Below are 12,269 nucleotides of genomic sequence, written 5' to 3'. Positions count from 1 at the left end.
CATGGCACAGATGAAGATCGAAGACATCCGCGCATTGAGCCCCGATCAGCAGGATGACGCCATCCTGAACCTGAAGAAGGAGCGCTTCAACCTGCGCTTCCAGCGCGCCACCGGGCAGCTCGAGAACACCTCGCGCCTGCGCGAGGCCCGCCGAGACATCGCCCGGATCAAGACCGTCGCCGCGCAAAAGCGCGCGAAGAAGAAGTAAGAGGCTTACGAAGATGCCGAAACGTACTTTGCAGGGCGTGGTCGTCAGCGACAAGCAAGCCAAGACCATCGTGGTGCGCGTTGATCGCCGCTTCACACACCCGATCTACAAGAAGACGATCCGCCGTTCGAAGAACTACCACGCGCACGACGAGAGCAACGAGTTCAAGCCGGGCGACATGGTGTGGATCGAGGAATCGAAGCCGATTTCGAAGTTGAAGCGCTGGGTCGTGATCCGGGGCGAACACAAGAAAAGCGCCTGATCTGTTGGCTTTAGCCGACTGACTTCAGGGAAATGTTGAGCGCCGGCTGGGCTGGCGCAAGAGAGAAGAGGACGAGGTGCATCAATGATTCAGATGCAGACCAACCTCGACGTGGCCGATAATTCTGGCGCACGCCGTGTCATGTGTATCAAGGTGCTCGGGGGCTCCAAGCGCCGCTACGCCACGATCGGCGACATCATCGTCGTCTCGATCAAGGAAGCGATTCCGCGTGGCAAGGTGAAGAAGGGCGACGTGATGAAGGCCGTCGTGGTGCGCGTCCGCAAGGACATCCGCCGCGCCGACGGTTCGGTCATCCGTTTCGACCGCAACGCCGCCGTTCTGATCAACAACCAGTCCGAGCCGATCGGTACCCGTATCTTCGGGCCCGTGCCGCGCGAGCTGCGTGGCAAGAACCACATGAAGATCATCTCGCTCGCGCCGGAGGTGCTGTAATGGCCGCCAAGATCCGCAAGGGCGACAAGGTCATCGTGCTGACCGGCCGCGACAAGGGCCGCACCGGCGAAGTGTTCGAGGTTCGCCCCGACGCCGGCACCGCGCTGGTGCGCGGCATCAACATGGTCAAGCGTCACCAGAAGCAGACGCAGGCCCAGGAGGGCGGCATCATCTCGAAGGAGTCGCCGATCCAACTGTCCAACATCGCGTTTGTCGGCAAGGACGGAAAGCCGACCCGCGTCGGATTCAAGATTCTGGCGGACGGCAAGAAGGTCCGCATCGCCAAGAGCTCGGGAGCTGAGATCGATGGCTGAGGCCGCTTACACGCCGCGCCTGCGCGCGGAATACGACGCGAAGATCCGCACGGAAATGACCGAGAAGTTCGGTTATGAGAACGTGATGCAGGTTCCGCGCCTGGACAAGATCGTGCTGAACATGGGCGTTGGTGACAGCGTCAACGACCGCAAGAAGGCTGAGAACGCCGCTGCTGAGTTGACCCAGATCGCCGGCCAGAAGGCGATCGTGACCTATTCGCGTATCGCGATCGCGACCTTCAAGCTGCGTGAGAACCAGCCGATTGGCTGCAAGGTCACGCTGCGCAAGGCCCGCATGTACGAGTTCATCGATCGCCTGGTGACGGTTGCGCTGCCGCGCGTCCGCGACTTCCGCGGCCTGAACCCTAAGAGCTTTGACGGCCGCGGCAACTACTCGCTCGGCATCAAGGAACACATCATTTTCCCCGAGATCGACTTCGACAAGGTCACGGAAGCCCGCGGTATGGACATCACCGTCTGCACCACGGCCAAGACCGACGACGAGGCGAGGGCCTTGTTGACCGCTTTCAATTTCCCGTTCCGGCAGTGAGACGCTGACCTAAAGCCTCTCAAACGCGGATACCCAGGAGCCAAGCATGGCAAAGAAGAGTTCAGTCGAGAAGAACAACCGGCGCAAGCGGATGGCGAAGAACGCCGGCCCGAAGCGCGCGCGGTTGAAGGCGATCATCGCCGACAAGACGCTGCCGATGGAGGAGCGGTTTGCCGCGACCCTGAAGCTTGCGGAAATGCCGCGCAATTCGTCGACCACCCGCATCCGTCTGCGTTGCGAGCTGTCGGGCCGTTCGCGCTCGAACTATCGTTTGACCAAACTGTCCCGCATCGCGATGCGCGACCTTGGCTCCAAGGGCATGGTCCCGGGCCTCGTGAAGTCCAGCTGGTAAGGAGGGTCGTTTAGATGTCTACGCACGATCCAATCAGCGATCTGATCACCCGTATCCGCAACGCGCAGATGCGCTCCAAGAGCAAGGTCTCCACGCCTGGTTCGAAGATGCGCGAGAACGTGCTCGAGGTCCTGAAGACCGAGGGCTACATCCGCGGTTACGCCACGCTCGAGCACGCCTCGGGCCGCAGCGAGATCGAGATCGAGCTGAAGTATTTCGACGGCGAGCCCGTCATCCGCGAGATCGAACGAGTCTCCAAGCCCGGGCGTCGTGTCTACGCCTCGGTGAAGGCTCTGCCGCGGGTCAACAACGGGCTCGGCATTTCGGTGTTGTCGACGCCGAAGGGGATCATGGCTGACCACAGCGCGCGCGACGCGAATGTGGGCGGCGAAGTCCTCTTCACCGTGTTCTGAGAAGGATTTTTGATCCATGTCACGTGTTGGCAAAAGGCCTGTGGCGGTTCCGTCGGGTGTGACCGCAACCGTCGATGGGCAGACCGTCAAGATGAAGGGGCCCAAGGGCCAGCTTCAGTTCGTCGTCCATAACGACGTCGAGGTGAAGCTCGAGAACGGCCAGGTCAAGGTGAACCCGCGGCTCGAGACCAATCGCGCGCGGGCCCTGTACGGTACCGCTCGCGCCCAGGTCGCGAATCTGGTCGAAGGCGTCACCAAGGGCTTCGAGAAGAAGCTCGAAATCACCGGCGTCGGTTACCGCGCCGCGATGCAGGGCAAGAACCTGCAGCTCGCGCTCGGCTACAGCCACGACGTGGTCTACACGATCCCGGAAGGGATCACGATCACCGTGCCGAAGCCGACCGAGATCACGGTGACCGGCAGCGACATCCAGCGTGTCGGCCAGGTCGCCGCCGAGATTCGCTCCTATCGTCCGCCGGAGCCCTACAAGGGCAAGGGCGTGAAGTATGTGGGCGAATTCATCTTCCGCAAGGAAGGCAAGAAGAAGTAACGGAGCCGGTCATGTCGAAAGCCAAGGTTACGAATGCCCGGCGCAAGCGGAGTGTGCGGCTGAAGCTGCGCCGCTCCGGTGGTGGCCGTCCGCGCCTGTCCGTGTTCCGCTCGTCGAAGCACATCTACGCCCAGGTCATCGACGACCTGAAGGGCGAGACGCTGGCCTCTGCCTCGTCGCTCGAGAAGTCGATGCGCGACGGCGGCAAGACCGGCGCCGACATCGATGCGGCGAAGGCGGTCGGCAAGCTGCTGGCCGAGCGCGCCGCCGAGAAGGGCGTCAAGGAAGTCGTGTTCGATCGCGGCAGCTACCTCTACCACGGGCGCGTCAAGGCTCTTGCCGACGCAGCGCGTGAGAGCGGGCTGAGCTTCTAACAGAATTTGAGGATTGAGGCGCAAGCCTCTGAAGGATTGGAAAAATGGCAGAACGCGAACAACGTGGTGGACGCGATCAACGCGGCGGCGGACGTGACCGTCAGCAGCGCGAGGAGCGCGATAGCGAGTTCGTCGACAAGCTGGTCCACATCAACCGCGTGGCGAAGGTCGTCAAGGGCGGCAAGCGCTTCGGTTTCGCAGCGCTGGTCGTGATCGGCGACCAGAAGGGCCGCGCCGGTTTCGGTCACGGCAAGGCGCGCGAAGTTCCCGAGGCGATCCGCAAGGCAACCGAATCCGCCAAGCGCAATCTGACCCGCGTGTCGCTGCGCGAGGGCCGTACGCTGCATCACGACATCGCCGGCCGTCATGGCGCGGGCCGTGTCTATCTGCGTGCAGCTCCGGCCGGTACCGGCATCATCGCCGGCGGCCCGATGCGCGCCGTGTTCGAGACGCTCGGCGTCCAGGACGTGGTCGCCAAGTCGATCGGCTCGTCGAACCCCTACAACATGGTTCGCGCAACCTTCGACGCGCTGAAGCATCAGGATTCGCCGCGTTCGGTCGCAGCCCGCCGCAACATCAAGGTGTCCACTCTGCAGTCGCGCCGTATCGGTGGCGATGCCGAAGCGGTTGCCGAGTAACGGAAGCTTTGGAGTAGACTCCCATGGCCAAGGCCAGCAAGACGATCAAGCTTGAGCAGATCGGCAGCGCGATCCGCCGCCATCATTCGCAGCGCTCGACGCTGATTGGGCTCAAGCTCAACAAGATCGGTCGTACCAGCGAACTGCAGGACACCCCGGCAGTCCGCGGCATGATCTTGAAAGTTCACCATCTCGTTCGCATCGTCGACGAGAAGTAAGCAAAAGCGCAGGATCCCGAACAGCGGACATCCGTTTTCGGCGAAGATCATGCGCAAGAAACAAGGAGCAGGGCGATGAAGCTCAGCGATATCGCCGACAACGCCGGCTCGCGCAAGAAGCGTATGCGCGTCGGCCGTGGCATCGGTTCGGGCAAGGGCAAGCAGGCCGGCCGCGGTGGCAAGGGCCAGACCGCGCGTTCGGGCGTGCGCATCAAGGGTTTCGAAGGCGGCCAGATGCCTCTGCATCGCCGTCTGCCGAAGCGTGGCTTCACCAACATCTTCCGCGTCGAGCTCGCCGAGATCAATCTCGACCGGCTCCAGGACGCGATCGATGCCAAGAAGATTGACGCCGGCAGCGTCGTGAATGTGGAAGCCCTGGTGAAGGGCGGCGTGCTGCGCCGCGCCAAGGGCGGTCTGCGGCTGCTCGGCCGCGGCGAGCTCAAGTCCAAGCTCAACATCGAAGTGCACGGCGCCACCAAGACCGCGATCGCCGCGGTCGAGAAGGCCGGCGGTTCGGTGAAGATTCTCGCCCCTGCCAAGGAAGAAGGCGAGGCGGCGTAACAACTGCGTCATTGGCCCGCGGCTCGCGGGCCTTTACGTATGTGGGACAATGGACTTATCGAAGCCGTAGCCCCAGATAATGTCCGGCGTCCGCTAAAGTAGCCCGGCCGCGGGCATGACGGCGCAATAGGCGGCGGGAGAAAGTCCAAGATGGCCTCTGCAGCGGAACAACTGGCAGCCAATCTCAATTTCGGCGCGTTTGCCAAGGCCGACGAACTGAAGAAGCGCATCTGGTTCACCCTGGGTGCGCTGCTCGTTTATCGGCTCGGGACCTACATCCCGCTGCCGGGCATCGATCCCAACATCTGGGAGCAGGTGTTCCGCTCCCAGGCGGGCGGCATCCTCGGCATGTTCAACATGTTCGCCGGCGGCGGCATCCACCGCATGGCGATCTTCGCGCTGAACATCATGCCGTACATCTCGGCATCGATCATCATCCAGCTCCTCACCACCGTCTCGCCGCAGCTCGAGGCGCTGAAGAAGGAAGGTGAGTCCGGCCGCAAGCTGCTGAACCAGTACACCCGCTATCTCACGGTGATCCTGGCCGCGTTCCAGTCCTACGGCATCGCAGTGGGCCTCGAGGGCGCCGGCAACGTCGTCAGCGACCCCGGCCTGTTCTTCCGCCTGTCCACCGCGATCACGCTGACCGGCGGCACCATGTTCCTGATGTGGCTGGGCGAACAGATCACCTCGCGCGGCATCGGCAACGGTATTTCGCTGATCATCCTCTCCGGCATCGTCGCCGAGCTGCCCGCGGCACTCGCCAACATGCTCGAGCTCGGCCGTCAGGGCGCGATGTCGACCGGCCTGATCCTGGTCGTCATCATCATGGCGGTCGCCGTGATCGCCTTCATCGTGTTCATGGAGCGCGCCCAGCGCCGGCTCCTGATCCAGTATCCGAAGCGCCAGGTCGGCAACAAGATGTTCGAGGGCCAGTCCTCGCATCTGCCGCTCAAGCTCAACACCTCCGGCGTGATCCCGCCGATCTTCGCGTCGTCGCTGCTGCTGCTGCCGACCACGGTCGCGAACTTCAACGCGGGCAGCGGGCCGGAATGGTTCCAGTGGATCACGACCCAGCTCGGCCACGGCCGTCCGCTGTTCCTGATCATGTATCTCGCGCTGATCGTGTTCTTCGCGTTCTTCTACACCGCGATCGTGTTCAACCCGACCGAGACCGCGGACAATCTGAAGAAGCATGGCGGCTTCATTCCGGGCATCCGCCCGGGTGAGCGCACCGCGGAATATATCGACTACGTGCTGTCGCGCGTCACCGTGCTCGGTGCGATTTATCTCGCGATCGTCTGCTTGATCCCGGAAATCCTGATCTCCTATGCCTCGGTACCGTTCTATTTCGGCGGCACCTCGCTGCTGATCGTCGTCAGCGTCACCATGGACACGGTGGCGCAGGTGCAGGGCTATCTGCTGGCGCATCAGTACGAAGGCCTGATCCGGAAGTCGAAGCTGCGCGGCCGTCGTAGATAAGATGAGCGGGGAGCTCGCGCGCCGGATCGGTTTCACGATTGGCGCGCTGCTCCTTTTCAGGCTCGGCACGCAGATCCCGTTTGTCGGGATGGGGCCGCCGAGCCTGTCGTTCCCGGCCCACGAGATGGTCCGCCTTTCGATCTTCGCGCTCGGTATCCTTCCCTATCTGAGCGCTGCGATCGTCATTCGGCTCCTCTCGCTGGTATGGCAGCGTCTGAACTCGCGCGAGAAATCAGGCGAAAATGGCCGGCGCAGCATTGCGCGCTACACGCTGCTCCTGACGCTCGTGTTTTCCACCTTCCAGGCCTACGGCTACGCCTCGGCGATCCAGACAATTCCTGCGCTGGTTCCTGATCCGGACGCATGGCCGGTTTTCGCGGCCACGGCCTCGATCGTCGGCGGCGTATTCGTCCTGATCTGGCTCAGCGAGCAGATCACCCATCATGGTATCGGCAACGGTCTGGCGCTGATCTTGAGCGTCGGCTTTCTCGTCTCCATTCCGCGAGACATCGCCGGCATCATGGAGCTCCTGCAGCAAGGAGGGATATCGAGCAATCTCGTGCTGGGCCATGTCGTGTTCTGGATCGCGGCCGTTGCCGTGATGGTGCTTGTCGAGGGCGCGCGGCGAAACATTCGCGTCGAGTTCGGCGCGCTCGATGCCGGCGCGCGGCAATTGCCGGCGCGCTCTGCCGTGCTGCCGATCAAGCTCAACAGCGCCGGCTTCCTGATTCCGGTCACCGTGGCGCCGTGGATCTTTTTTCTGCCGCTCGCCTTTGCCGGCTTTATCCTCGGTGGCGATCATCCCCTGGTCGCGGCGGCATACCGGCATTTTCAGCTGGGCCAGCCGGTGCACATGATGCTCATGTCGGTGGCCGTGTTCGTGCTCGCCTTTGTCTACACCGCCTATGTCGTCGACCCCGAAGCTTCGGCCAGGTCCCTGGCGCAGCGCGGTGGCACAATTCGCGACGTTGCTCCGGGCGAGGCGACGGCCGACTATCTCGATCGCGTCGTGTCATTGACGACCATCGTCGGAGCCGTCTACCTGACGGTGGTGCAGTTGATTCCGGAGGTCTTCGAGCTTTACGGAAACGGTCTGCCTTATAGTATGGTCATCAATGGTGGTGCGACGCTGGTTGTGGTCTGCTCCGCTCTTGATATCAAAACACAGGTGCGCGGCCTATCGCTCACCAATCCGGGGGGCGTACGCCGATGAGAATTATACTTCTGGGACCGCCGGGGTCGGGCAAGGGGACCCAGGCGCAGCTGCTGGTGCAGCGCTATGGCATCGTCCAGCTCTCGACCGGTGAGATGTTGCGCGCAGCCGTCGCGGCGGGAACGCCGGTCGGGCTGAAGGCCAAGGAGATCATGGCCAGCGGCGGCCTCGTGCCCGACGAGGTCGTGGTGGGAATCATCTCCGACCGCATCGACCAGCCGGACGCCAGGAACGGTTTCATCCTCGATGGCTTCCCGCGCACCGTGCCGCAGGCCGAGGCGCTGGATGAGCTGCTCAAGCACAAGCACCTCAAGCTCGACGCCGTGATCGAGCTCCGCGTCAACGAGAGCGCGCTTTTGAGTCGCGTCGAAACCCGCGTCGCCCAGATGCGGGAGCGCGGCGAGGAGGTCCGGGTCGATGACACCCCGGAGGTCCTGACCAAGCGCTTGGCCAGCTATCGCAGCCAGACGGAACCGCTGATTCACTACTATTCCGAGCGTCGCAAGCTCTCGACCATCGACGGCATGATGGCCATCGACGAGGTCACCCGCGCCATCCACCGCCAGCTCCTGGCGCTGGGGGCGGTCGAGCCCAAGACGCATGGCAAGGCTTCCGCTTCCGCCAAGAGTGCGGCCAAGGCGGCGCCGGCTAAAAAGACCAAGGCGGCGAAGAAATCGGCCAAAAAGCCGGCGAAAGTGGCTAAAAAGGCTCCCAAATCGGCCAAAACCGCCAAAAAGGCGGCCAAGAAGGCCGTGAAGGGTGCCAAGACGGCCACCAGGAAGACGTCCAAGAAGGCGGCTAAAAAGACCGCCAAGAAGGCTGTCAAAAAGGGTACCAAAAAGGCCGCAAAAAAGGTCACGAAAAAGCGAGCCAAACGCTAGCAGCGGTTGACGAAAGCCCCTGGAATCCCCTAATAAGCCCCGCATCCAAGTCGGATAGTTTCAGACGATGCCGGGCCCCAGGAAGACCGGGGGTGGGCGTCGTGTTCGCGTTTGTGAACACCTGCCCGAGAACATAAGCACTCAAAGCCCGGTCCTGACGAGGATTGGCAACAGGAGAGAAGGCCGTGGCCCGTATTGCCGGCGTGAACATCCCCACCAACAAGCGCGTGCTCATCGCGCTTCAGTATATCCATGGCATCGGCGAGAAGATCGCCGGCGAGATCATCGAGAAGGTGAAGATCGCCGAGGATCGTCGCGTCAATCAGCTCAGCGACGCCGAAGTGCTCCAGATCCGCGAAGTGATCGACCGCGACTATCTCGTCGAGGGCGACCTGCGTCGTGAGGTCGGTATCAACATCAAGCGTCTGATGGACCTCGGCTGCTATCGCGGCCTGCGTCATCGTCGCGGTCTGCCGGTGCGCGGCCAGCGTACCCACACCAATGCGCGTACGCGCAAGGGCCCGGCCAAGGCCATCGCCGGCAAGAAGAAGTAAAACTGACGAATCGGGAATGGCGAATGGCGGGTAGGGGAGTGTCCCTGTTCGCCGTTCGCTACTCGCTATTCGTTTCCATCAAGGTGTAGCCGCTGGCATTACGGCGGCGTTTGAGATCTCCAGGAAAGGTCATCTATGGGCAAGGAAGCCACCCGCGTTCGTCGTCGTGAGCGCAAGAACATCGCCTCCGGCGTCGCGCACGTGAACTCGTCGTTCAACAACACGACCATCACCATCACCGACGCGCAGGGCAACACGATTGCCTGGTCTTCCGCCGGCACGATGGGCTTCAAGGGCTCGCGCAAGTCGACCCCGTATGCCGCGCAGGTTGCCGCCGAAGACGTGTCGAAGAAGGCGCAGGAACACGGCATGCGCACGCTGGAAGTCGAAGTCGCCGGTCCCGGTTCGGGCCGTGAGTCGGCGCTCCGCGCGCTCCAGGCCGCAGGCTTCACCGTCACCTCGATCCGCGACGTGACCACGATCCCGCACAACGGTTGCCGTCCCCGCAAGCGTCGTCGCGTTTGATATCGAGTTGCGGGCGCATCGGCGCCCGCAATGACTTTTGGAATTGTAAAGCCGCAGACCGATCTGCGGCGTTCTCCAACGCCAGTATTTTGAACCAGCAAAATCGACTGGCCCGTATGGGTGAAACAGTGACGATCCAGAAAAATTGGCAAGAACTGATCCGGCCGAACAAGCTCCAGGTGATTGCTGGTAGCGATTCGACTCGTTTTGCGACCGTCGTCGCCGAGCCGCTCGAGCGCGGCTTCGGCCAGACGCTCGGCAACGCGCTGCGCCGCATCCTGCTGTCCTCGCTCCAGGGCGCGGCGGTGCAGTCGGTGCACATCGACGGCGTGCTGCACGAGTTCTCCTCGATCGCCGGCGTCCGTGAGGACGTCACCGACATCGTCCTCAACATCAAGGACATCGCGATCAAGATGCAGGGCGAAGGCCCCAAGCGCATGGTCGTGAAGAAGCAGGGCCCGGGTACCGTCACCGCCGGCGACATCCAGACCGTGGGCGACGTGGTGGTGCTCAATCCGGACCTCCAGATCTGCACCCTCGACGAGGGCGCCGAGATCCGCATGGAGTTCACGGTCGCCACCGGCAAGGGCTACGTGCCCGCCGAGCGCAACCGTCCCGAGGACGCGCCGATCGGCCTGATTCCGGTCGACAGCCTGTACTCCCCGGTCCGCAAGGTCTCCTACAAGGTCGAGAACACCCGCGAGGGCCAGATCCTCGACTACGACAAGCTGACCATGACGATCGAGACCAACGGCGCGCTGACGCCGGATGATTCCGTGGCCTACGCCGCGCGCATCCTCCAGGACCAGCTCAACGTGTTCGTCAACTTCGAAGAGCCGCGCAAGGAAGTCGCCCAGGAGATCATCCCGGACCTCGCCTTCAACCCGGCTTTCCTCAAGAAGGTGGACGAACTCGAGCTGTCGGTGCGGTCGGCCAACTGCTTGAAGAACGACAACATCGTCTACATCGGCGACCTCGTGCAGAAGAGCGAAGCGGAAATGCTCCGCACTCCGAACTTCGGCCGCAAGTCGCTGAACGAGATCAAGGAAGTGCTGGCCCAGATGGGTCTGCATCTCGGCATGGAAGTGCCGGGCTGGCCGCCGGAGAACATCGACGAGCTCGCCAAGCGCTTCGAGGATCATTACTGATCCGAACGACGACAGGCCGAAGCGCGAATTCATCGCGCTTTGGCGGGCGAACGCAGGAAGCCCACCTGAGCAACATGTCCGACGAACCGTCGCGACGAAGATAAATCAAGGAATAGATCAATGCGTCACGGCAAGGTTCATCGTAAGCTCAACCGCACCGCCGAGCATCGCCGCGCGATGTTCGCCAACATGTGCGCCGCGCTGATCAAGCACGAGCAGATCGTCACCACGCTGCCCAAGGCCAAGGAGCTCCGTCCGATCGTCGAGAAGCTCATTACCCTCGGCAAGAAGGGCGGGCTGGCCATGCGCCGCCAGGCGATCTCCGAGATGCGCGACAAGGACCAGGTCAGGAAGCTGTTCGACGTCCTGGCGCCCCGCTACAAGGACCGTCAGGGCGGCTATACCCGGATCATCAAGGCGGGCTTCCGTTACGGCGACAACGCCGCGATGGCGGTGATCGAGTTCGTCGATCGCGATGTCGACGCCAAGGGCCAGGATTCCGGCCCGGTGCAGGAGAAGGAAGCCGAGGCGGCGTAAGCCGACCGGTTCTCGAGATTTCAGAAAGCGGCGCCCCTGGGCGCCGCTTTTTTGTATGGCGCGACGACATCTCATGCCGCGCATCGTTGTGTTGGACGCGATTCCGGGCGGGGGCTCTCATGAGGATTGTGTTTGGATTGGCGCTGGCGCTGCTGATGTCGCCGGCCTCAGGCGAGACGCTGGTCGAGCGCGGCGCCTATCTCGTTGGCAGCGTGATGGTTTGCCACAACTGCCATACGCCGCGCGGGCCGCAAGGTCTGGATCTCTCCCGCGCGCTCTCGGGCGGCAGTCAGGTTTTCGACGAGCCCGCGTTCAAGGTCTCCGGCTCCAACATCACGCCCGACAAGGAGACCGGCATCGGCCGTTGGAGCGATGCGGAGCTGAAGCGGTTTCTCGTGGGCGGCGCCAGGCCTGATGGCACCAAGGTCGCGCCGATCATGCCGACCGCGTTCTACACGGTGCTCACGGCTCGCGATCTCGATGCGCTCACGGCTTATCTGCGCTCGGTGCCGCCGGTGCGCCATGACGTGCTGGCGCCGGAGTACAGGATCGCGCTGAAGCCGGAAGTGCCGACCTATGCCGGCAAGCAGGCGAGCGAAGCGGAGCTGTCCGACAGTCTCGCGCGCGGCCGCTATCTCCTGACCATCGCCCATTGTCTGGAATGCCATACGCCGGAAGGCCCGTCCGCGGTGCACGATTTCGCAGCAGCAAGCGGCAAAGGCGGCCGGACGTTCAGGGGACCGTGGGGTCAGTCCGTCTCTCCCAACATCACCCCCGATCTCGCTTCAGGCCTCGGCCAATGGAGTGACGACGAAATCAAACGTGCGATTACGCAAGGCATCGCGCGCGACGGCCGCAAGCTCAAGCCGCCGATGGCCTATGCTGCCTATGCCAGCATGACGGCTCAGGATATCGATGCCATCGTCGCCTTTCTCAGGACGCTGCCGCCGCGCAGCTAAATCCTCACGCATCGGTGAGGCGCGATTGAAGCTGCAAGTGCAGCGCACGATATCTCCGTCAGCATCAATGGAGATAA

Annotated in this window: 20 protein-coding genes; all 20 read left to right on the top strand. The window is 62.8% G+C overall.

Annotated features, from left to right (window positions below; translation table 11 throughout):
- Position 1: 1 nt before the first annotated feature.
- The 20 genes from rpmC (at position 2) to AB7532_RS22090 (ending at position 12,192) form a co-directional block, all read left to right on the top strand.
- Positions 2-208, top strand: a complete 207-nt coding sequence (rpmC, locus tag AB7532_RS22185) for a 50S ribosomal protein L29 (protein WP_441236847.1) — start codon at positions 2-4, stop codon at positions 206-208.
- A 13-nt stretch (positions 209-221) separates the two neighbouring features.
- Entirely contained in the window at positions 222-470 is a 249-nt protein-coding gene (gene rpsQ, locus AB7532_RS22180; RefSeq protein ID WP_007603028.1) for a 30S ribosomal protein S17, read from the top strand.
- Between the two features lie 84 nt (positions 471-554).
- A complete protein-coding gene (gene rplN / locus AB7532_RS22175; RefSeq protein WP_027535299.1) occupies positions 555-923 on the top strand; it encodes a 50S ribosomal protein L14 in 369 nt (122 codons plus the stop codon).
- Complete coding sequence (rplX, locus tag AB7532_RS22170; RefSeq protein ID WP_129268067.1) at positions 923-1,237, top strand: 50S ribosomal protein L24; 315 nt, start codon at positions 923-925, stop codon at positions 1,235-1,237. Before rplN ends, rplX begins: the two co-directional genes overlap by 1 nt.
- Complete coding sequence (rplE, locus tag AB7532_RS22165) at positions 1,230-1,787, top strand: 50S ribosomal protein L5 (RefSeq protein ID WP_441236846.1); 558 nt, start codon at positions 1,230-1,232, stop codon at positions 1,785-1,787. Before rplX ends, rplE begins: the two co-directional genes overlap by 8 nt.
- 46 nt (positions 1,788-1,833) lie before the next feature.
- Complete coding sequence (rpsN, locus tag AB7532_RS22160; RefSeq protein WP_441236845.1) at positions 1,834-2,139, top strand: 30S ribosomal protein S14; 306 nt, start codon at positions 1,834-1,836, stop codon at positions 2,137-2,139.
- 14 nt (positions 2,140-2,153) lie between these two features.
- Complete coding sequence (gene rpsH, locus AB7532_RS22155; RefSeq protein ID WP_441236844.1) at positions 2,154-2,552, top strand: 30S ribosomal protein S8; 399 nt, start codon at positions 2,154-2,156, stop codon at positions 2,550-2,552.
- Positions 2,553-2,568: 16 nt separating this feature from the next.
- Positions 2,569-3,102 (top strand): 50S ribosomal protein L6, encoded by a 534-nt coding sequence (gene rplF / locus AB7532_RS22150; protein WP_441236843.1) that lies wholly within the window; start codon positions 2,569-2,571, stop codon positions 3,100-3,102.
- Positions 3,103-3,113: 11 nt separating this feature from the next.
- Positions 3,114-3,476 (top strand): 50S ribosomal protein L18, encoded by a 363-nt coding sequence (gene rplR / locus AB7532_RS22145; RefSeq protein ID WP_007603036.1) that lies wholly within the window; start codon positions 3,114-3,116, stop codon positions 3,474-3,476.
- Between the two features lie 44 nt (positions 3,477-3,520).
- The gene (gene rpsE / locus AB7532_RS22140; RefSeq protein ID WP_441236842.1) at positions 3,521-4,114 is read left to right on the top strand and encodes a 30S ribosomal protein S5; all 594 of its coding nucleotides are present in this window, start codon (positions 3,521-3,523) and stop codon (positions 4,112-4,114) included.
- Between the two features lie 23 nt (positions 4,115-4,137).
- Positions 4,138-4,332 carry a 50S ribosomal protein L30 gene (gene rpmD / locus AB7532_RS22135; protein ID WP_438737547.1) on the top strand — a complete coding sequence of 65 codons (195 nt, stop codon included), beginning with the start codon at positions 4,138-4,140 and terminating at the stop codon, positions 4,330-4,332.
- 75 nt (positions 4,333-4,407) lie between these two features.
- Positions 4,408-4,893: a 50S ribosomal protein L15 gene (gene rplO, locus AB7532_RS22130; RefSeq protein WP_441236841.1), complete on the top strand. Its 486-nt coding sequence runs from the start codon at positions 4,408-4,410 to the stop codon at positions 4,891-4,893.
- Positions 4,894-5,043: 150 nt separating this feature from the next.
- On the top strand, positions 5,044-6,375 hold the full coding sequence (gene secY, locus AB7532_RS22125) for a preprotein translocase subunit SecY (protein WP_441236840.1): 1,332 nt from the start codon (positions 5,044-5,046) through the stop codon (positions 6,373-6,375).
- 1 nt (position 6,376) lies between these two features.
- A complete protein-coding gene (locus tag AB7532_RS22120; RefSeq protein ID WP_441236839.1) occupies positions 6,377-7,588 on the top strand; it encodes a preprotein translocase subunit SecY in 1,212 nt (403 codons plus the stop codon).
- The gene (locus AB7532_RS22115) at positions 7,585-8,469 is read left to right on the top strand and encodes an adenylate kinase (RefSeq protein WP_441236838.1); all 885 of its coding nucleotides are present in this window, start codon (positions 7,585-7,587) and stop codon (positions 8,467-8,469) included. Before AB7532_RS22120 ends, AB7532_RS22115 begins: the two co-directional genes overlap by 4 nt.
- Before the next feature lie 185 nt (positions 8,470-8,654).
- Entirely contained in the window at positions 8,655-9,023 is a 369-nt protein-coding gene (gene rpsM, locus AB7532_RS22110; RefSeq protein WP_441236837.1) for a 30S ribosomal protein S13, read from the top strand.
- 135 nt (positions 9,024-9,158) lie between these two features.
- Complete coding sequence (gene rpsK, locus AB7532_RS22105) at positions 9,159-9,548, top strand: 30S ribosomal protein S11 (RefSeq protein WP_007603045.1); 390 nt, start codon at positions 9,159-9,161, stop codon at positions 9,546-9,548.
- 116 nt (positions 9,549-9,664) lie between these two features.
- Positions 9,665-10,696, top strand: a complete 1,032-nt coding sequence (locus AB7532_RS22100) for a DNA-directed RNA polymerase subunit alpha (protein WP_441236836.1) — start codon at positions 9,665-9,667, stop codon at positions 10,694-10,696.
- A 120-nt stretch (positions 10,697-10,816) separates the two neighbouring features.
- Entirely contained in the window at positions 10,817-11,233 is a 417-nt protein-coding gene (rplQ, locus tag AB7532_RS22095) for a 50S ribosomal protein L17 (protein WP_129268086.1), read from the top strand.
- Positions 11,234-11,352: 119 nt separating this feature from the next.
- Positions 11,353-12,192, top strand: coding sequence for a c-type cytochrome (locus tag AB7532_RS22090; RefSeq protein ID WP_441236835.1), 840 nt, complete (start codon positions 11,353-11,355; stop codon positions 12,190-12,192).
- Positions 12,193-12,269 lie beyond the last annotated feature (77 nt).

The sequence above is a fragment of the Bradyrhizobium sp. 930_D9_N1_4 genome, from assembly GCF_052076015.1.
Taxonomy (GTDB): Bacteria; Pseudomonadota; Alphaproteobacteria; order Rhizobiales; family Xanthobacteraceae; genus Bradyrhizobium.
This window is presented reverse-complemented; position numbering and strand designations above follow the sequence as displayed.